The organism is Ruminococcus sp. 1001713B170207_170306_F1 (assembly GCF_015668065.1).
GTDB lineage: Bacteria > Bacillota > Clostridia > Lachnospirales > Lachnospiraceae > Blautia_A > Blautia_A faecis.
In genome coordinates this window covers 54,233-74,536 of sequence record NZ_JADPEX010000008.1, presented here as the reverse complement: position 1 = coordinate 74,536, position 20,304 = coordinate 54,233, and the positions used below count along the sequence as shown (strand labels likewise).

18 protein-coding genes and 2 pseudogenes are annotated in these 20,304 nt (G+C 42.3%); 1 reads left to right on the top strand and 19 read right to left on the bottom strand.

All coding sequences use genetic code 11. The features are described 5' to 3' along the window. Positions 1-18: 18 nt before the first annotated feature. From I4V84_RS07105 to I4V84_RS20395, 17 genes and pseudogenes are all read right to left on the bottom strand, one after another. Positions 19-321 carry a type II toxin-antitoxin system RelE/ParE family toxin gene (locus I4V84_RS07105; protein ID WP_173715914.1) on the bottom strand — a complete coding sequence of 101 codons (303 nt, stop codon included), beginning with the start codon at positions 319-321 and terminating at the stop codon, positions 19-21. After that, on the bottom strand, positions 314-577 hold the full coding sequence (locus I4V84_RS07100; protein ID WP_118579486.1) for a type II toxin-antitoxin system prevent-host-death family antitoxin: 264 nt from the start codon (positions 575-577) through the stop codon (positions 314-316). Before I4V84_RS07100 ends, I4V84_RS07105 begins: the two co-directional genes overlap by 8 nt. Before the next feature lie 345 nt (positions 578-922). Beyond that, on the bottom strand, positions 923-1,852 hold the full coding sequence (locus tag I4V84_RS07095; RefSeq protein WP_195991481.1) for a hypothetical protein: 930 nt from the start codon (positions 1,850-1,852) through the stop codon (positions 923-925). A gap of 94 nt (positions 1,853-1,946) precedes the next feature. Continuing rightward, complete coding sequence (locus I4V84_RS07090) at positions 1,947-3,506, bottom strand: HAMP domain-containing sensor histidine kinase (RefSeq protein ID WP_195991480.1); 1,560 nt, start codon at positions 3,504-3,506, stop codon at positions 1,947-1,949. Then, complete coding sequence (locus tag I4V84_RS07085; RefSeq protein ID WP_173718324.1) at positions 3,490-4,173, bottom strand: response regulator transcription factor; 684 nt, start codon at positions 4,171-4,173, stop codon at positions 3,490-3,492. Before I4V84_RS07085 ends, I4V84_RS07090 begins: the two co-directional genes overlap by 17 nt. 117 nt (positions 4,174-4,290) lie before the next feature. Then, complete coding sequence (locus I4V84_RS07080) at positions 4,291-4,641, bottom strand: DUF6075 family protein (protein WP_118579471.1); 351 nt, start codon at positions 4,639-4,641, stop codon at positions 4,291-4,293. A gap of 339 nt (positions 4,642-4,980) precedes the next feature. Then, entirely contained in the window at positions 4,981-5,919 is a 939-nt protein-coding gene (gene tsf, locus I4V84_RS07075; RefSeq protein WP_148461897.1) for a translation elongation factor Ts, read from the bottom strand. A gap of 108 nt (positions 5,920-6,027) precedes the next feature. Continuing rightward, a complete protein-coding gene (gene rpsB / locus I4V84_RS07070) occupies positions 6,028-6,768 on the bottom strand; it encodes a 30S ribosomal protein S2 (RefSeq protein ID WP_118579468.1) in 741 nt (246 codons plus the stop codon). Positions 6,769-7,131: 363 nt separating this feature from the next. Beyond that, positions 7,132-7,959 (bottom strand): pseudouridine synthase, encoded by an 828-nt coding sequence (locus tag I4V84_RS07065; RefSeq protein WP_195991479.1) that lies wholly within the window; start codon positions 7,957-7,959, stop codon positions 7,132-7,134. A gap of 22 nt (positions 7,960-7,981) precedes the next feature. Further along, entirely contained in the window at positions 7,982-10,156 is a 2,175-nt protein-coding gene (locus tag I4V84_RS07060) for a DUF6449 domain-containing protein (RefSeq protein ID WP_195991478.1), read from the bottom strand. Beyond that, the gene (locus I4V84_RS07055; protein WP_173715908.1) at positions 10,134-11,033 is read right to left on the bottom strand and encodes an ABC transporter ATP-binding protein; all 900 of its coding nucleotides are present in this window, start codon (positions 11,031-11,033) and stop codon (positions 10,134-10,136) included. Before I4V84_RS07055 ends, I4V84_RS07060 begins: the two co-directional genes overlap by 23 nt. After that, positions 11,030-11,401 (bottom strand): GntR family transcriptional regulator, encoded by a 372-nt coding sequence (locus I4V84_RS07050; RefSeq protein ID WP_118579456.1) that lies wholly within the window; start codon positions 11,399-11,401, stop codon positions 11,030-11,032. The genes I4V84_RS07055 and I4V84_RS07050 overlap by 4 nt, the downstream gene beginning before the upstream one ends. A 203-nt stretch (positions 11,402-11,604) precedes the next feature. After that, a complete protein-coding gene (locus I4V84_RS07045) occupies positions 11,605-12,420 on the bottom strand; it encodes a CPBP family intramembrane glutamic endopeptidase (RefSeq protein ID WP_118579453.1) in 816 nt (271 codons plus the stop codon). A gap of 20 nt (positions 12,421-12,440) precedes the next feature. Further along, positions 12,441-13,088 (bottom strand): HAD-IA family hydrolase, encoded by a 648-nt coding sequence (locus I4V84_RS07040; protein ID WP_148461902.1) that lies wholly within the window; start codon positions 13,086-13,088, stop codon positions 12,441-12,443. 318 nt (positions 13,089-13,406) lie between these two features. Further along, the gene (locus I4V84_RS07035) at positions 13,407-14,693 is read right to left on the bottom strand and encodes a hypothetical protein (protein WP_195991477.1); all 1,287 of its coding nucleotides are present in this window, start codon (positions 14,691-14,693) and stop codon (positions 13,407-13,409) included. Beyond that, positions 14,690-16,021, bottom strand: a complete 1,332-nt coding sequence (locus tag I4V84_RS07030; RefSeq protein WP_207748631.1) for a serine/threonine-protein kinase — start codon at positions 16,019-16,021, stop codon at positions 14,690-14,692. The genes I4V84_RS07035 and I4V84_RS07030 overlap by 4 nt, the downstream gene beginning before the upstream one ends. Before the next feature lie 25 nt (positions 16,022-16,046). Further along, a pseudogene (locus tag I4V84_RS20395) lies at positions 16,047-16,166 on the bottom strand (DUF6783 domain-containing protein); the annotation flags it as partial. Between I4V84_RS20395 and I4V84_RS20390 the strand changes: the two are divergent. Continuing rightward, positions 16,116-16,253, top strand: a pseudogene (locus I4V84_RS20390) (DUF6783 domain-containing protein). The pseudogenes I4V84_RS20395 and I4V84_RS20390 overlap by 51 nt on opposite strands. 207 nt (positions 16,254-16,460) lie before the next feature. On the opposite strand, the gene I4V84_RS07025 reads toward I4V84_RS20390, so the two are convergent. Both I4V84_RS07025 and I4V84_RS07020 read right to left on the bottom strand, forming a co-directional pair. Then, on the bottom strand, positions 16,461-18,326 hold the full coding sequence (locus tag I4V84_RS07025) for an ABC transporter ATP-binding protein (RefSeq protein WP_330608487.1): 1,866 nt from the start codon (positions 18,324-18,326) through the stop codon (positions 16,461-16,463). After that, positions 18,307-20,187 (bottom strand): ABC transporter ATP-binding protein, encoded by a 1,881-nt coding sequence (locus tag I4V84_RS07020; protein WP_173718315.1) that lies wholly within the window; start codon positions 20,185-20,187, stop codon positions 18,307-18,309. Before I4V84_RS07020 ends, I4V84_RS07025 begins: the two co-directional genes overlap by 20 nt. Positions 20,188-20,304 lie beyond the last annotated feature (117 nt).

The following is a 20,304-nucleotide window of genomic DNA, read 5'->3' as shown; positions in this document are numbered from 1 at the left end:
GCAGTTCAACCCTTTCGTTTACATCTGCCTTCCCTGATATTGCACTGTCAATACAAATACTTTTTTCTTGTTTTCATCAACTTTAAAAATAGCAATATAATTGTCAATGATCAGCTGTTTATATTCTTTTCCGGCATAGCGACCTACCAGACGGTCCTGGTGCGATTTTGGAAACAGTTCCAGCTTTTTTATTGCCTGCCAAATCCGATCCGTCTGTTCTTTTGCAGTTTCAGGTGACAATTTTTCAAGTGCAATATAAGCATAAATATCATGAATATCCCGGTACGCTCTTGGATACAGCATTATCTCATATTTATCCATAATATTTCTTGTTGAGCTGTTCCATTGCACTTTCTAATGAAATCGGCTCTGCTCCTTCTGTTACTTCCTGTTCTGCTTCATAAATTGCCTGATCAATCTTGTTTGTCTGGGCAAAACGTTCATACAGCTCTGAACTCATTACAACTAAGTCACTATATCCATTTTTCGTAATAAATATTGGTTCCTGCTTTTTATGTGCCAGTTCCGATATTTCACTGGTTTTTCTTAAATCTCTAATCGGCATAATTGTTGGCATAATGAACACCTCTCTTTCTTGTGCTATAATTGTATCATAATTATGAGTCGGTGTAAATTCTTATTCTATGTGAACTTCCAGAAATTTTCCGCCTAAAACTCGCACCACAGCCGCAGCTGTGGTGCATTCTTGTCTATTATTTTTTATAACCTTACGACAACTAAAATCTATTCTTAGATCTCGAAATTTTAATTTTTCCGTTTTAGTATTCTGAATCTGAAAAGACTTTACACCTATGCCTAAACATGACACAATCCAGTCAATCATGTTCTCTTCATGATCCTCAAATGTCAAAATCAACATTTTCCCAATATGCTTCACCTTGCAAACGTTTATATCTAATTTCTAATTCAAATGCGCTATACTTGCCATAACTTCTTCCATTGTAATCTGTCTCACAGTTTTAATCCTGCCATCATCTTCCCGTTTCACTATCAGATATATCTTATTATCTTTTGCCTCCTTGCTTCCATTCTGGTAAAAACTTCCATCCTCGTCCATTAGTAAATGAACTTCTTTTCCATGCCACATCCAGCTACCTGTCGCAGAATCGAGGTCTATGCCATTCTGCTTATATTCCTGAATCTTTATTTCTGAATTAAGATTATCTCCTACTACACAGGTACCCTCTGCTGTTTCCACTGCATTTTCAACTGTATCCTTCTGTTCCGCATAATTTGACACCACATCTTCTGTCACTACTGCTGTTTCCGTCGCTGACCCATCATTGGCTTCCGTTACTGTTTCCTCATCGTAAGCAAACATATGAATACTACTTCCCGTTTCTGTATCCACAGCTTCTTGTACATAAGATGATTCTTTTCCAGCCGCTGCTTCCAACGCTTCCATTTCCTTTGTCCGCTGGTCATATTCTTCCTGTGTAGCAATCCGAACGCCCGTTAATCTGTAATCGTCTTCCCTTACCGTATAGACATCAATTTCACCTTCCGGCATCTGGATCGACTTATAAGTATCCTCAAGCTGTCGGTCAATCAGCCATCTTACGGTTTTCCCCTGATAATACAGTGTATCACTGTCTGCATCATAAGTAACACCGTAGCATTCAAGATAAGCAAGTTCATTACGCATTTCTTCCTTATGCCAGTCGGATAATTTTTCCTTTTCTTCCTCTGTCAGATTGGAAGATGAAGAATCTTCGGAGATAAATACCTTTCCTCCCATATCATATCCGTAAGTCATTGCCTGCACACTGTAGCCGCATACTGCCACAGATAAGGTAGTTCCCATTAATAAAGCTGCAATTTTTCTTTTCATTGTACATCCAACTCCTTTACATTTTTTATTATGTCCATACCATACCATTGAATTTTGTAATGTAATTGGAGTTTATATGTGATTCGTGTGTGATTTATAGAGAAAAGGAAAAACAAACCCCATCACATGTATTACCCATACGATAGCTTGCTCCATGCTGGTCCAAGATCATTTTTACAATATAAAGACCCAATCCGCTTCCACCGGTCTGGCGGTTACGGGACTGTTCCACACGATAAAATGCTTCAAACAAATGGACTAATGCTTCTTCCGGAATAAACACCCCGGTATTTTCAATCTGGCAATATACCGTCTCGGTATCTGTTCCCGGTTTCAGCAAAACTCTGATATAATTTCCTTTTTCTTCCGGCGTATAACGGATGGCATTAAGCAGAAGGTTAGAAAAAACTTTGTCCATCATCACCGGATTCACATCTGCATACAAATGTTCTGGGATCTCCACTTGCAGTTCCAGTTTTTTATTTTCTATCAGTTCAGCCATATCAGCAATCTGCAAGCGGAGCTGTTCTGCTATATCGGTCTTTTGTGTAATAAATTTGTTATTCTCGATCCGTGAAACAGTCAGAAGTTCCTTTACCATGTCTTCCATTTTTTCTGTGGTTTCCAGTGACCGCTGCAAATAGTAATTTCTGTCCCTGTATTCCCCTACTCCCTGCAGCATTCCGGACAAGTGCCCTTTCAATATTGTAATCGGTGTTTTCAGTTCATGGGACACTGCTGAAAAAAATGCAATTCTCTTTTTCTCTATCTTGCGTTCCATTTCGATATCTGACTTAAGCTTTTCATTTGCACTCTTCAGTTCTTCCAATGCTCGTGAGAGGTTTTTGGAAAGCTCATTCAAGCTTTCCCCTAATACTCCTACTTCATCTGTTCTTTTCCCCTGATAGGAACTGTCAAAATCAAGCGCAGCCATATTTTGAGCCAGTTGACTTAACCTAACGATCGGAAATGTCAAATAAAGGGATGCCCCCAGTGCAAACAATATGGAAACTACAATAGCGATTCCAAGGATATACGGCAGTATCTGATATAATATTTCAAGAGCCTGATTGACTGGCTGCATTCCCCCAGAAACAATCATTGTATATGTTTCTCCACCCACTTTAACGCTGTACCGTTTCACTGCTGAATTATCTCCAACTTCTGCAATTCCATCAGCCTGTTGGACGACATCCTCTGTTACGACGTCCGCCTGGCCGATTACTCCCTCTTCATAGGCCGCATTTTCTTCCTGTACGATAGTGGTTTGCTCTGCGCTATTTTCGTGTGTCAATATCATATCACCCATATAAACCTGCTCTACCACACCATTATCCAATACATCTTCTGTCACGGCTGTACTCTCAGCCGGCCATATCCTATTTCCCTGTTCATCCAAAATCACGACTGAAACTTTCGAACCTGCTTCAAACAATTCAATGGCATAAGAAGCTTCATTAATCGTTTCATAAGAATGAATGGTTTCAATCATTTCCTGTGAAACCGAATCAATATCCTTCTGTAGCTGTTTACTATAATAGGTTGGAAGGAATCCTACAATTACCGCATATGTAATTCCACTGGATACTGCCAGTAAGACAGCAATCAGTGTGCAAATTTTTATGGTCAGACTGTTTTTAATTCTCTTTATCAATCCGGTATCCCACCCCTCTTATTGTACTAATCAGATTTACTCCCAGCTTTTTGCGGATATTCTTAATATGTGTATCCACAATTCGCTCTTCCCCATAATAATCTTCTCCCCATACCATATTTAGAAGTTTCTGGCGTGTCAAAACGATTCCTTTGTTAATCAGCAGAACATATAGCATTTCAAATTCTTTCTGTGTTAATTCAACCTCTATCTGTTCTCCCTTTTCTGCTTTACAAATATAAACATGATGCCCCTTCACATCCACGCTTAACGTTTTATAAGAAATCACCTGCAATTCATCTTCTCTTTGTGTCCTTCTCAAGATTGCTGCAATTTTTCTCAATAAAATGGGTATAGAAAACGGCTTGGTGACATAATCATCTGCATTCATATCAAAGCCTTTGATCTGATACGCTTCTTCATCTAATGCCGTAAGCATGATAATTGGTACATTCGATTCTCTACGGATTAATTCACATACTCCAAAACCGTCTATCTTTGGCATCATAACATCCAACAGCACAAGATCAAACTCGCCATTGTGAAATTTTGCAATCCCATCCACACCATCATACGCCAGTGTAACTGCATATCCTTGATCTATCAAATAGTTTTCTAATATTTTCTGAATGTCATCCTCATCTTCAACAACCAATATTCGATACATAAAATCACTCCCCACAATTTCTTTTTAATATTTCCTGTAATTATACATTAGATATATGGAGTTACGATGGAGTTAATAAAAAATATAGAATTATTTTCACACATAAAATCTATATCATTATAATAAAACCATTTTCTTTTCATGGCAATGCGTTTTAATCATTCCGATGTTACAACATAATTGGCTAAGTAATCGGAACACTACTCCAAGATTGATAGTGGTAGTGGTCTTTCCTCCACCTTCCTGCAGACATTCTGGCTTCACACTGCCATTTTTAAAATCATAAATTTTGTTAACGTGTTTTCGTGTATCTCTGTCAATTCCAAGACAATATACCAATGCTTCATGATATACGTCTTTCCATCTGCATTTAGGCAGATATTCCAAATAGAATTCCTTATGTTCTTTGCTCATAAAAGTTATTGTGCGAGCATCCTCGCCAGCTGCGCCTATCGCTGTACTTGCCATATTGATTTCCTCCTTATGCAATTAGTTTTTAAGTTTATAATTTGATTTTTGAAAATTATGGCGATCTGATGAAACCGCTGATAATTTGAGTAACTTCGCTGAAGATTGCAAGCCTTTGCTTTTACTCAGTTTTTCCTTACTCAATACTCAATTTTTGGAGATTCTTGGTGATTTCCAGCGATGCTTGGCGGTATTTAGGACTTTTTTAGAAAAATATAGAAAAAAGCCCCGAAAACCTTATAATCACTGTGAAACGTAGTGTTTATAAGGCTTTCAGGGCCTTTAAATACTTAAATTCAGACTTATTAAAATAATAGAAAGAAAACTTAAGTTAATGGATTATTTACCCATCTGCTTTGCAACTTCCTCAGCAAAGTTCTCTTCTTTCTTCTCGATTCCGTCTCCGGTCTCGTAACGAACGAAGCCTTTGATTGTGATCTTAGCGCCGTTCTCTTTAGCAACCTGTGCTACGTAGTTTCCAACGGACTGTTTTCCATCTTCTGCTTTTACGTAAATCTGGTCAAGAAGGCAGATCTCTTTAAGCTCTTTCTTGATACGTCCTGTGATCATTCCCTGAATAACCTTCTCCGGTTTCTGGGATTCCTTAGGATCGTTCTGAATCTGAGCCATAAGGATTTCTTTCTCATGCTCGATATACTCAGCGCTTACTTCGCTGTCGCTTGTGTAAAGAGGTTTCAGAGCTGCAACCTGCATTGCAACGTTCTTAGCCATCTCTTTGACAGCGTCGTTTACAACATCTGTCTCAACGTCAACAAGAACACCGATCTTTCCACCCATATGTGTGTAGGAAGCAACAAAACCGTTCTCCTCTTTCATCTGAGCGAATCTACGGATGTTCATGTTTTCACCGATAACTGCGATCTGAGCTGCAAGAGCTTCTTTTACAGTCTTAGTGGTATCAAGTGCCCATGCCTCTGCAAGGAAAGCATCGATATCAGCTGCTGTAGTTGTCAGAGCCTGAGCTGCAACATCTGCAACATACTGCTGGAATTTCTCATTCTTAGCAACGAAGTCTGTCTCGGAGTTAACCTCAACAACAACTGCATTCTTAGCATCGTCAGCAACAAGTGTCTTGCAAAGACCCTCTGCTGCAACACGGTTTGCTTTCTTCTGAGCGGTAGCAAGACCTTTCTCGCGAAGGAACTCTACTGCTTTATCCATATCGCCTTCTGTAGCTGTAAGAGCTTTCTTACAGTCCATCATACCAGCGCCGGTCATCTCTCTTAACTCTTTTACCTGTGCTGCTGTAATAGCCATTTTCATTTCCTCCTGATTAATAGTGTGTTGTAAGGACCTGTCCGTCAGCTGCGGATATACCTATGCAGGCATAGCTCATTCACAGCTGACGTCCAGAATTTTCACAAATTATTCCTCTGTAGCGAACTCTTCAGACTCAGCCTGGATTTCTCCCTCAGCGTCTGTCTGTCCCTGGTTTGCTTCGATAACAGCGTCAGCCATCTTGGAAACGATCAGTTTTACAGCACGGATAGCGTCATCGTTACCCGGGATTACGTAATCCAGTTCTTCTGGGTCACAGTTAGTATCGCAGATTCCGATAAGCGGAATTCCCAGTGTATGAGCTTCCTGAATGCAGATCTTTTCCTTCTTAGGATCTACTACGAAGATAGCATCTGGAAGTCTCTTCATTTCTTTGATACCGCCAAGGTTCTTCTGAAGTTTATCTAATTCTTTTCTTAAAGCGATAACTTCTTTCTTAGGCAGAACATCGAATGTTCCATCAGACTCCATGGTCTCAATCTCTTTCAGTTTCGCAATACGGCTCTGGATAGTCTTGAAGTTGGTAAGCATACCGCCTAACCATCTCTCATTTACATAGAACTGTCCGCAACGCTCAGCCTCTGTCTTGATAGCGTCCTGAGCCTGTTTCTTAGTACCAACGAAAAGGATATTTCCGCCGTTAGCTACGATATCAGCGATTGCATTATAAGCATCGTCAACCATTCCTACAGACTGCTGTAAGTCGATGATGTAGATACCATTTCTCTCTGTGTAGATGTATGGAGCCATTTTAGGGTTCCATCTTCTTGTCTGATGTCCGAAATGAACACCTGCCTCTAAAAGCTGTTTCATTGAAATAACGCTCATGTCTTTTTCTCCTTTTGGTTAAATTCTTCCGCATGAATCCTTTTCCTCTCGGACCCAGCCTCACACCGCAGGGCACCATCCTGGGAATCTCCATGCGTGTTTGATGGTTTGCAACTTTTGCATTATAACATGACAAAACCCTCCGTGTAAAGAGGGTTTTTGCAAATTTTTCCGCTATTTTACAATGAAAGTCCCAGACGGCAGCCATGAATGAGCCAGGCTTGCATGAGCGAATTCATGGATATCGGGCGGGCTATACCGTATGAGTAAGTAGGACGATAGCCCGAATTACAAATACAGTCAACAGCTGCAAAGCAGCTGACTTTCATATTCAACAATATTTGCGTAAGCAGACATACCCTTTTAGGAGTTTTCGCATTTCAGCGCCGCCAGTTCATCAGGCGTCAGTTCCCTGGCCTTTCCTTTCGGCAGGTCATCTGGCAAAGTCAGCGCCCCCATAGAAATCCGTTTCAGATAAATTACTTTCTTTCCAACAGCTTCCATCATTCGCTTCACCTGATGAAAACGGCCCTCGTGGATTGTCAGAAGAATTTCAGAACACCAGATGCTGCCCTCCGGATCTGCCTTATGTCCTGCAGCATTTGAATTGGCTATCACTGCTCCTGATTCACCTTCGACATTTTTACGGTCAGCATCCTCTTTCCATGTTCTGAGAATCTCCAGTTTCCCCGGCAAGGTCGGCTTCTCATCTCCAATATCCACACCTAACCGGATCTTCTCTATATCCTCTGGCACCACTTTTCCTTCCGTCACCGCGAAATACGTCTTATCCACATGTTTCTTCGGGGAAAGCAGTCTGTGGGCAAGCTGTCCATCATCTGTAATAAGAAGCAAGCCTTCCGTATCCTTATCAAGACGTCCTACCGGAAAAAGATTCCGTCTGCCATCCTTTGGCACCAGATCCAGAACTGTCTTTTCCCTGGTATCTTCTGTGGCACTTACATATCCGGCAGGCTTGTGCAAAAGATAGTACACAAACTCTGCCCTTGCTCCAATATGCTCTCCGTCAAATTCTACCACATCCGTCTCCGGATCTATTTTCAGTTCCGGCTTTTTCGCCTTCTCACCATTTACCTGAACCAATCCCTTCTGGATCAGCTTCTTCACTTCCGTTCTCGTACCTGCTCCTGAATCCGCCAGAAATCTGTCCAGTCTCACTGCTTTTCCCATTCTTTATAGTAGCTCTCCTTCTTTATTCCTTTTCAAAAACCTCAAAGGATAATGCCCGCTGTGAATCCTCTTTCATAAATTCCGGAACATCCTTCGCCATTATGGACCACGCTGCCTCTGATTCCACTCCGTCAATCACAACCTTCAGTCTGGCCCATTTATCAGCTTCCCTTTTTTCCCAGAATGGCACCATCTGGTAACATCTCAGAACCTTTTTCAGTTCTTCCAGCTGTTCCGGCTGATCGTAAACCACAGGAGAAGAATATTCATTGTGCTCCTCATTCATATAATATTCCACTTCCACAGCGCTCAGCTTCACATCCTCCATAGAGACAGGATACCCTGTTTCCTTCAAAATTTCAACTGTCCTTTTGAACTGCGGGAATACATAAAAGCATGCGTAAAAATAATAGTCTCCGGTTCTGCCAGGCACCATGGCATCAACAGATTCTGCAGATGGTACTCCGGAATACTCAATGTTCAGGCTTGCACATGGCTCTCCGGTCAGCACTTCCGGATCCGCCTCCTCTACATCCTGACGAAATGCATCCACCAACAGCTGTCTCTTTGCCTTATTGTCCTGGAAAAGGGAAATAGATTCTCCTGTAATAAAATCACAGCGCACCTCATCCACATATTTATCATCCAGCTTTAAAATGGAATAGCGCTCAGACTTTAAGGTTCCCTCCGCATATCCCTCTTTATACAAGTTCTTCTGATTCTCTGTGCTGACCATATAAGAGCGATAAACAGTTTTTCCGGATTTCAGGTCATAACGCATCTGAAGTCTTGATGTATCGTTAGAAGAATCCCATATATCGCCGTTCCACAGCGCTCTGTTGTCACTATCTTCTGAAAGGGATCGGCATATAACCTTGTTTTCCTTCACAATCTGCTCCACACATGCATAAATATCAGGACTAATGCCCAGATTATTGCCCAGAAGATCTCCATTCCTATAATATCCGGAATCCTGTGTGGAAATCTTGCCATCTTCATTTATTTCAACGCTATAAGTATTCTCCCATCCACCGCCATCCGTAAATTCAGCTGCAATATTTTCGATTTTATCATAAGAAGGGATATAGTTGTCGTATCCAGTCAGGTCAAATAAGAACATACAGGCCACAAATGCTACACAGGCCCCGCTTACCACAAACTGTATTTTATTGGAGAAAAATTTTCGGAAATCCCTGTAATAAATAATTCCCATTATCCCTCCTGAAAGAAGGGTTCCAAAAATCAATCCGAAAATCCACCATACAATTCTGGAATTGTCACTTGGAAGCATATAGAAAATAAGTCCGATTCCAAGTCCTCCGGGAACCACAATCATAAATCTTATGATTGTGCCAACCCATGGAAAAACAAAGGCCATACCGGTTCTTTCGGATTTTCTGTTTACAAATGCATAATATCCAAGAACGCCAAAAGTGATTGTCACCAGAAGCACAATTCCCAGAATGCCACCATAATTTCCTTCTGCATATTTTCCCACAAAGGTGTAGGCAAGGATGACTGGTGACGCCATTTCTCTCAAGCCTTTTATAAAGCCATAGACACCTACACTGCTGGTATAATAAAAAACTTTTTCGTAAAACTGCAGAGTAACAGAAAGCACCGGTCCATAAGCAGCCACTGCAATAAGCAGAAGAGCTCCCATAAGCAGATGGCCGGTAATGCAGATTACAAACACAACCGAAAAATACAAAAGCAGATATAAAAGCAAATGAAATACCATCATCAAAAATGCCAGTTTCATAAGATGAAGGCTGAAAAATCCCCTCATTGCCCCGATGCAGACGGAGAAAAATTCCATTGCCAGATATGGAAGCAAATAATACAAAAGGGACTGCAAAGTCTTATGCCAGAACATTCTGCTTCGTTTCACCGGAAGACTGTGATAGAAATCAATTTTCCGCGGTGAATAAAGATACCAGAACTGGCTGATTCCGTTAAACAATGCTGCAGTTGCCGCAACTGCAAGTCCGGTGAGCATAAATCCATCCTGCCACAGATTTGCATAAAGTGCATTGATCTCACTGGTGGTGTATCCCATTCCAAACCAGTTTCCCAGCATGATCAGCTCTGCCACCGGAAATGCCAGAAGAAATCCGATGGTCACAAAAGCCGGAATCCACATCATGCCTTTTGATGACACCTTCATATATCTGCTAGAATAAATTTTTGATTTCATAGCCTGCCACCTCCGTTTCACTGATAAAAATTTCCTCCAGGGTCAGAGGAAGCACCTCCATAAAGAGAGGATTTTTGGCCTGGATCTTCTCTATGATCTCACTTCTGGTTCCCCGGGCTGTTATCATAAGAAGAGACCCCTGATGCTGCACCTTCAAAACCTGAAGTTCCTTTTCCAGTTCTTTTTCCTGCTGTCTTCCGCTAAGCACACACTGTATCTTGTGAATGTGAAATTTCATGTCTTCCAGATCTTTGGAAAGAAGAATCCCCCCTTTATGCAAAAGCCCGACATGGTCGCAGATATCCTCCAGTTCGCGCAGATTGTGAGACGCGATCACAGGAGTAAATTCCCGGTTCATAATCTCCGACGCAAACAGGCTCTTTACTGCCTGACGCATTACCGGATCAAGTCCATCAAAGGTCTCATCGCAAAACAGATATTTCGTTGCCGCGCACACACCGATGATTACAAGAACCTGTTTTTTCATACCTTTGGAAAAAGTTGCAATTCTGCGATTTTCTTCCAGATGGAATTGTTCCATCAGTTCATGAAAAAACCTGGTTCGAAACTGAGGATAGAAGTTCCGGTAAAAGCGCACCAGATCCATTGCTGTATAATTTGCCGGAAAATAACTGTCATCTGAGATATAGAAAAACAGTTTCTTTGCTTCTTCATTTTCATACACTGGCATACCGTCAATCTGGATTTCCCCTTCATCTGGCCTTATAATTCCAGCCATCATCCGAAGCAGGGTGCTTTTCCCGGCGCCGTTACTGCCCACAAGACCAAACACTTCCCGCACTCCAACATCCAGAGTTGCTTTATTGACCGCTTTGACAGTGCCAAACGCCTTACTGCATTCTTTGACTTCTATCATGGCTTCTCCTCCTTGTAACACTCCCCGATAATATAGATCAGCTCTTCCTCATTCATTCCCATAGCCTTTCCCTTCTGAATCATGGCTTTTAGTTCTTTTGTATAGGAAGCTTTGCTAAGCTTACGCACTTCTTCACTGTCTGCGATAAAATTTCCTGTTCCTTTAACCGGGTAGATCAGTCCCTCCTGTTCCAGCTGCATGTAGGCTCGCTGGATGGTGTTGGGGTTGATCGATAATTCCATGGCCAGCTGCCGCACAGAGGGCATTCTGGAGCCTGGCTCCAGTACTCCCTTCAGGATCAGGTTCCGGAATTTCTCCTCCACCTGCTCGTACAGTGGCCTTCTGTCCTGATAATCTAAAACGATCATAGACAGGCCTCCTCCTTTCTAAGTGTATTAATACGTTTAATACACTTAAGATAGCATATGTGTACTTTAAATTCAAGACGGGAAATTCTTAAATGTTTATAAAGTGGAATGCGCCAACAAAAAACCTTCTCACAATCTCCCCTGTTTTTCCAGGATTTTGTAAGAAGGTCTTCTATTTTTCTTAATATATTTCTGATTATGCTTTATATCAGCCTCGTACATCCTCGTTTCTGATAATTCTTATAGCATCTCCAGATACCATAAGTTCCTGCAAAAACAAGAAACAGATTCAGTGCAATTACGGATGTGGCTCCTGTATGATCCAGCATGTACAGCATCACATCACTGACCAGCAGGCTCCAGATATTTGCCCCCATATGAAGAAATACACTGGCAAACAGATTTCCTCTCCATTCCAGGATCAATGCGAAAAGCAATCCCATAATAGTTGCATACACTCCCTGGAGCAGATTCATATGGTAAATTCCAAATGTCAGTCCTGAAAACAGTGCAGCTGTGATCACGCGCATATTATCTCTCATACGAAGAAATACCAGCCAGCGGAAAATAACCTCTTCTGCAAAAGGTGCTGCAATCCCCATCCAGAAAATCAGACTCCAGATACTTTTCCCCTCGGAAATCAAGGACTGAGTTTCCTGATAAGCTTCCGGATTCAAATATTGCTGAAAAAGCCCTACCAGAATGTTTCCATATTGACCAAGAAATGCGCCAATTATAAGAAACCCCAGAATTTCAGGAACAGGAAGGTGACGATCAGCTGCAGGATATAATATCCCGGTTTCTTTTCTTCTTGAAAAATCGCCCCGATACAACAATATGCAGGGAACTGCAGCCAAAATCCCTGTCAGACCAGTCAGCATAAGCACATGCTGGTAATATGCACTCATATCTGCGCCAGTCCGCTGCACCAGAAAATACAGTCCCAGATAGGAGACAAGCTGGGAAAGCACAAAATGGATTCCCACCGGATACAGACACTTCCATGCCAAAACCGGCATTTTCTGTTTTCTTCTGGGGCTCAGGCGAAAAAATCCAGTATTTCCTCTGCCGAATTCACAATTTTAAAAGGATGGGCATTTTTCAGTTCTTCTTCGGTTCCGTACCCATAGGAAACTGCAATGCATTCCAATCCGGCCCGTCTTGCCCCAAATACATCATGCTCTTTATCCCCCACCATGATCACCTGGTCACGGTGTTCAGAAAATCCCAGCCGCTTCAGAGTTTCCTCGATCACCTCTGTCTTATTGGTTCGTCTACCCTCAGGCTCACTTCCAACCATCTCGTCAAAATAAGAATCAATATGGAAATATTCCGCAACGATCTTCACGAAATTCTCTGGTTTGGAAGACGCAATGGCAAGCTTGTATCCTCTTTGTTTCAGTCCGGATAACATTTCCGGAATGCCAGGATACAGTTCATTCTCATAAATCCCCACTGGTGCGTATCGTTCTCTGTAAATCTCAACTGCCTTTCTTGCTGTTTCTTCGTCAATTCCCGCATATTCCTGAAACTGCTCCAAAAGGGGCGGTCCCACAAAAATGCGCAGCTTCTGAAGATCTGGTTCTGGTTTTCCTACCTTCTCCAGAGCATATTGTACGGATTTGGTGATTCCCTCCCCGGAATCGGTGAGAGTTCCGTCCAGATCAAATAAAATAGCTTTGTACATCTGTGTTTTGCCTCCTGTACCGTCATGTAATTTTTGTCGTTGATTTTTCAAGTCTTTCGCTATATGGGTGTTAATTATAACATCATTTCTTTATAACGTCCAGATGGCAAAATCTTAGTTGAGGGTTACCATTCACTCCGTGTTACTGTTCACTCCGTTCACAGTAACGCGCTTCGCAATGCACAGAAATCATGCATTCGCATGATTTCGCGCCGCAATTCTCGGGTTTTCTGTGAACTTTGTTCACAAAAAACGCCTCGCGGAACGTTACCAGTGAACAGTAACCACTCCGTGACCAGTAACAGTTGACGCACACTTTCAAAACTCCCATATAGGCATATGCACAATTCTTCTCCCATCTATTACAGCAATCACTTTCACAGTATTTTCCTTCGCTGTAATCGGCTGGTCAAATATAAGGGTATCCCCCTCCTGGTGCCAGAAAATCTCATCACCATTTAAGTTCAAAGACAGAATTGTAACATCCTGCTCACCGGTAGTTCTTATAACTTGTATTTCAGGATATTCATTTACAGGGACTGTTTCTTCGTGTACAAAACGTATTGTGCCATTTTCATTATCATTTATGTTATTGTTTTTATTTATGTTTTCATTTTTTTCTCTATTTTCATCATTTCTGTTATAGAATCCAAGTCCATGAGATGTCTTTGCCATTCCTACTGCTGTAAAAACCGTGCCGGCCCCCGTGAGCTTCAAGTACTCACTGGTATTTTCTTTTTTGGAACTTTCCGTAATTTTTGCTTTGACCCTATTCTCTTTTTTCCGATAAGTATTCTTTGTTTCTCTGGCAGTAATCCTGCTTTCACTTATATTTTCATCTGCTGCGGTATCTTCTGACTTTTCTTCTTTGCTTTTTGAGCTATCCTTCTTTACACGAGAAGTGTTTTTTGTAGTATTGCTTTTAGACTCAGTTCCATTGGCACTGTTGTCTGCATTTATATTCGTTTTCTTATTCTCTGCGTTTTTGTTTGCCGGTGAGGCTGCCGTGACACTGTTTTCTTTCTTTATTTCTTTCCTATTTTCTTTTGGTCTTCTCTCAGAACCCGCAGCTTGAGGTTTTTCCCAGCCCTCCTTATCACCTGTGTTGTCACCGTTCTCTGTTTTCGACAAGCCAGCTCCTGCGTTGCTATTATTGCTATTATTGTTATTATTATTGTTGTTACTGTTATTATTTCCGCTGTTGTTATCGTTACTGCTACCGCTATTATGACTGTTATTATTACCGTCATTTTCTATGTCATTACTGCTAGTACCGCTATTCGCGCTGTCATTATTGCTGTTGTTATTACTTTCATTACCATTACTGCCCCCATTTTCTTTCTGCTCTGGCTCCGTAGTTTCCTGATTTCCTTCAGCCTCCTCCCAATTATCAAATATACCTTCATCAGCACCAATATCGATATCAAATCCCCCAAATTCCCCACCATAGGTGTAAAGCATACCACCTTTGGTAATAAGTAAAATCACGGTCACCACCAGAAAAATTCCAGGTTTCCGAAAGTTATTCCAGATGCTGTGCGAATATATACCTCTTCGATTTGAGCCTTTCGCAATTTTTCTCCTTATGCTTCTCCATCTTTTCATTTTCCCTTACCTGTTTCACTTTCCATCTGTTTTTCCCAGATTTCAACGCTCTTACAATCCGTCCCATCTGCCTTACTGCTTCTGTATAAAACATAAAGTCTCCTGCTGGAATTCTTCTGACCTCTTCGCAAAAGGAACAGTCCATATTTCCCATACCCTTCTGCAAATTCCGGCGCATACAAAAGCAGCTGCTCATAATACACGGCGGCCCGTTCCCACTCTTTCTGAAGTTCCGCATTTACCGCCAATAATAAAAGCAATTTTCTCTGCTCTTCATCTTTCGTATATTCTTTTTGCAGTTTTTGCAAAGCACTTTCTGCATGCTCGCATTTTTTAAGAAGAAATTTATCTGCTTCTTTGTCTGTACTTTTTTTATCCGCTTCTGCTGCAAATTTCTTTGACAACGAAGAAGACTCATTTTCCTCTATCTCGTAATATCCTTTCGTTACTTCTGCCAATGCACTTTCGAAAGTTGCCTGCTGCTCTGATCCTGCAAGAAATACACCTGCAGCCAGCAAAATCCCCGTAGTTCCAATCACCACCGCTGCATTTTTTCTGGCAAGCCCTTTTCTTTTTCCTATACCAGAAAGCATTTTTCTTGCCTGTGCCGCATTTTCAAATCGTCTTTTCCCCTGAGGCCGGGTACATTTATAGAGAAACAAAGCAAATCCCGGAGCTTTCCACAAAACGGATAACCAGTTTTTTCCTGCCAGCGCCTGTAATGTTTTTCCCAAAGCATAAAGATCACTGGAGCTGTTTACTTTTCCCTCATATTGTTCTGGAGCGGCAAAGCCTTCTGTTCCCATACAGATCCGCTGATTTTCTCCAAATCCAAACACCGCGCTCCCAAAATCCACCAGATACAATTTGCCTGAATCTGAAAGCATAAGATTATCCGGTTTCAAGTCCCCATAATATACCGGCGGTTTTTGCCCATGAAGATATTCCAGAACTGCAAGCACAGTGTCTCCGTAGGAAAGAAGCTCATCCACTGCAAAAACATGTCCCTCCTTTAACATCTGTCCAAGGGACTTTCCACGAATATATTCCATGATCAGATAACAGTGATCTCCATTTTCCACATAATCTACCATCCGTGGAATGGATGGATGTTCCAGAAGCCGCAGCAATCTGGCTTCACGTTTTTTCTCAAGGGGAAGCTCTTTTACTGCCCAGTAATTTCCAAGCTCCATATCCCTGGCAAGGTACAAATGCCCTTCCCCGCCTGCGCCCACCTGCTCCAGGATACAGTAACGCATTTTCAAGATCATACCTGTAAGATTGATGATAATCACCTCTTTTTCATAAAAACATGTAACTATTTTCAATAACAAAAATGAGACAAAACACGCTTCAAGGTCTGACGCAAGCACAGGCTTTAGAGCGTGTTTGAAAAAGGCTTTCTGCAAGATGTGCGTCACAATTTGTGGGAGATTTCGCCCGGATGAGGGCGCCGTAGTGGGCTACGGCAACTGAATTCGGGTGAAATCTCCCGCAAAGTGGGGCGTGCAGATTGCGGGAATGATTTTTCAAACAGGCTCTAGCTCGTTGTCTGCATAAATTAAGTGAATACTGTCGGCGATCTCCGGCAAATGATAAATATAAATAAGATAAAAAATTAGTGATTATGAAATATCCGCTATTCCGAAGCGCGATTGAAAAAGCTTCGAATCAGACATTTAAGAATGTAATCAGAATTATAACATTTAAAGTCCACTGTGAAAAGCACTTTATAAAAATTTTATAAGTGCTTTTCACAATCTCAGATTAAATCTGAATCGTCCTTCCCAGTTCTGCGGACGTTCTGTGTGAAATGGAAATAACGGTACGATCCTTTGCCACACGTTTCAATGCGGCCAGAACAGCCTTCTCTGTCTCCGCATCCAGGTTTGCAGTAATCTCATCCAGAAGAAGCAGTTTGGGCTCTGCCACTGCTGCCCTGGCGATGGATAGCAGCTGCCACTGTCCCTGGGAAAAAATCTCCGGGGTGCAATAAGTATCGTAACCATTTTCCAGACTCTCAATCGCCTCTTTTAAACCTGTAAGCTCTGCAACAGCCTTTACCTGACGCTCAGAGATCCGGTCATCATATAATGTAATCTGGTCGCGTACGGTTCCCGGCACCATGTGAAAAGTCTGCTCTACGTATCCAAAGAGTTTCCGTCGTTCTCCAGCCCTCACAGCCGTTGCCGGAATGCCGTGGAGCAGTACCTGCCCCTGATCCGGCTCATAAAGTCCAAGAAGCAGCTTCAATATCGTACTCTTTCCTGCACCAGTTCGTCCGAGTAGAGTCACCTGATCGGTATCCATCACCTTGAAATTCAGATGCTCCAGCACCACATGCTCATCATAGCCGAAGGTTACATTCCGGAATTCTACAAACGGCAAACTATTACTGTCAGAAGCTCCCAGTCTGTGCCTTTCTTCCATATCAGCCATCGCTTCCTTTCGGCTAATCTTTTCATTTCTGTTTTCTTCTATTTTTGTTGCCGGATTATTCCAGGTTTTCTCGGTATCTCCATTCTCCTGTGCGCCATTTTCTTTCTCCTCCAGCCCAAAGAATTCATTAATCCTATGGATTCCAGCTACCGCGGACTGGATGGTCTGAATCTCCATTCCAAGACTTTCCACCGGCGAAAAAATCTGTGAAATATAGTTGATCACAGCCACTGCAGTTCCCGCAGACATTCCAAAAAACGTGAGCACCATCTTATTTCCAGATGCTGAAAGCAGCATCACAGCTGCAACCACGACTGCATTTAAAATCAAGATCACCGGTGAATATACTGCATCATAAAAATTGGTTCTCTCCATTGCCTGGTAACTTTCACCGATGTAAGTGTCGTAACGCTCTTCCATATATTTTTCCCTGCCAAGGCAATGGATGGTACGGATATTATGAAGGGTTTCCGGCACATGTCCAGAGGCTCTTCCCACAGCCTTACGGTTTTCGATCTGGGCTGCCAGCATGTTTTTCTGCACATGTCTGGTAAACCAGAAAAGAAATGGCAGTATTACAAGAAGCACCACAGCGAGACCCTTATTTTCAAACCAGATCACCACCAGAATACTGATAATCTTGCAGGCGTCAGCAAACATACTGATGATCCCTGAGGTAAAAAGATTTTCCACAGTATCTACATCACCAACAAAGCGTGAAGCCAGAGTTCCAGGTTCCAGCCCTGTCAGTTTGTCAGAAGTAAGGCATATGAATTTTTCCATAAGGCTGCTTCTAAGTGCATGTGTGATTTTCTGCCCAAATACGGTAAGCAGACCTTCCCTGGCAGATTCCATGAATCCGGTAAGTGCAAGCATTGCAAAATAAAGGAAAATCACCCAGAATGTCACGGCTTTTCCCGCTGTGACTGTATCTACGATTTTTGCCAGGATCAGCGGCGGGATAAGAGCCGTTACCACTGCGCCTGCTACAGCAAAGACAATACCCATAGACAGCCATTTCTGCTGCAGAACTGTTTTCCAGATCACACCTTTTACCTGTCTTTTTTTCGCTTTTGCAATTTTCCCTTTTCCCTTGTTTTCTACCGGAAAAACATTTGCATCTGACCTTCTGCTCTTTTCCAAAATCATATTTTCTTCTGATTTCACGTTGTTCTTATTTCTGTCTGTCTTCACTCTCTGCACCTCCTTCCTCAGTAAATAATTTCTTATACTCCGGTACCTTCACAAGTAATTCTTCATGCGTACCCACCACTGTTTTTCCATCTTCCATCCAGATGATCTGATTCATCTGCGGAAACAGATACAGACGGTGGGAAATCAGCAGCACAATATTCTCTTTCGCCTGTGCTTTCAAATTGGCAAAAATCTGTCTCTCGGTGCTCTTATCCAAAGCCGAAAAAGGATCATCCAGAACCAGAACTGGCTTTTTGTGGCAAAGAGTTCTTGCAAGAGCCAGACGTTTTCCCTGTCCGCCCGAAAGACGTACGCCACCATTTCCTACCAGAGTCTGTAAACCATCATCCATCTCATTTACTTCTTCTGCCATGCAAACCATTTTCAGGAAATCCTCTGTCTTTTTCTGTTCACCCATAAGCACATTGTTTTCCACGCTGTCGTTAAACAGCTCCGGATCATGACCAAGATAGCCTATGATATTCGTCTGCCAGGATTGGGGCATATTCTGAAGCTCTTTGCCATCCACAAGAATCTGACCTTCATATGGATACTCGCACAAAAATACTTTTCCCAAAGTAGACTTTCCGCAGGCCACTGGTCCGGTAATTCCGATTATCTGCCCTTTTTCAGCCTTGAAGGAAATATCCTTCAGAATCTGTTTCCCATCCGGATAAGCAAAATTCAGATGACGGACCTGCAATTGTTTTACGTTCCTGTAACGAATTTCTGACTGGGCTATCTCTAGCTGAGATAGTTCCTTCTGCGACAATGTTTCTTCTGCATGTTTAGCAGACACATTTTCGATCTTTTCCACTTTCCCATTTTCCAGAATTCCAGACACATTTTTCTCACTCTTTGGAATTTCTTCCTGCTTTGTCAAAAGCGGCTTAATACGCTTCCAGGAAATCTGCGCCTTGTGCACTGCATTAAACAGCTTCGCTGCACTGGATGACTTCACGGACAGCTTCACAAAACATGCCAGGAAAGTAGTAAAAGATGCAATCGTCCATGTGCTCCAGCCTGTTCCCAGAACATTTTTCTGTCCAAAATACAGGATAAACAGTACCCCGGTCATGGAAATGATCCGGTACAAAGGCGGCATGATGGAATTCCAGATATTCGCTTTTACTGCTGACTTTTCATAAGCGGTAAGATTTTCTTCATATGCCTTGCGGCGATCCTCTTCACATCCAAAAACACGGTATGTAACAGCATTTTCCGCCCGATCCAGAGTCGCTGTACTTAAATGTCCAGACTGCTCTTTGTATGCAGTTCCGGTTATCTGGATCATTTTTTTCATTTTTTCCGCCGTCATATAAGAAACCGGCGGGAAAATCATGCAAAGCAAGGCAAGCCTGAAATCATACCACAAAAGCATTCCTGCATAAGCAGCCAGGGCAACTCCTGTATCAAAAATCTCCGTAGTGAATTTGCGCATTCCCTCTACGCAGTCATCCACATCCAGTATTGCCTTGGTCATAATGCTTCCCTCCCCCTCTTCCCGAAGGCTTGCACGACTTTTCCGCACCAGACTGGCATACAGGATTTCTTTCATTCTGCGATTTACATTGTTGGCAAAACGCCGCACATAAAACCTCTTGATATATCTGGCAGTCTGGACAATTGCAATGGCGGTCACATAGCCCAGCACCAGAACCAGCATATCTGAAAACTGGTCAGCCCCTTTCAGGATATCCACCAGGCAGCCGGTCATTTTCCCCTCAAACCAGGGACCTGCCAGAAGGCCGATATTATAGATCAAACCGGATATAGTCACTGCCAGAAGCACTTTCCATTCTTTCTGAAAATAGGAAAACACCCTGTCCGGCAGAAAATTTGTATGATGTTTCGCTTTCATCTGACATTTCCTTTCTGCCTTAAAGCATAACGATACAAAAATGAGACAAAACACACTATGTAAGCTTTACCTCTTATCGCAGCAGCCGTCAACGTCTCATGCAGGCATGAACCTGGT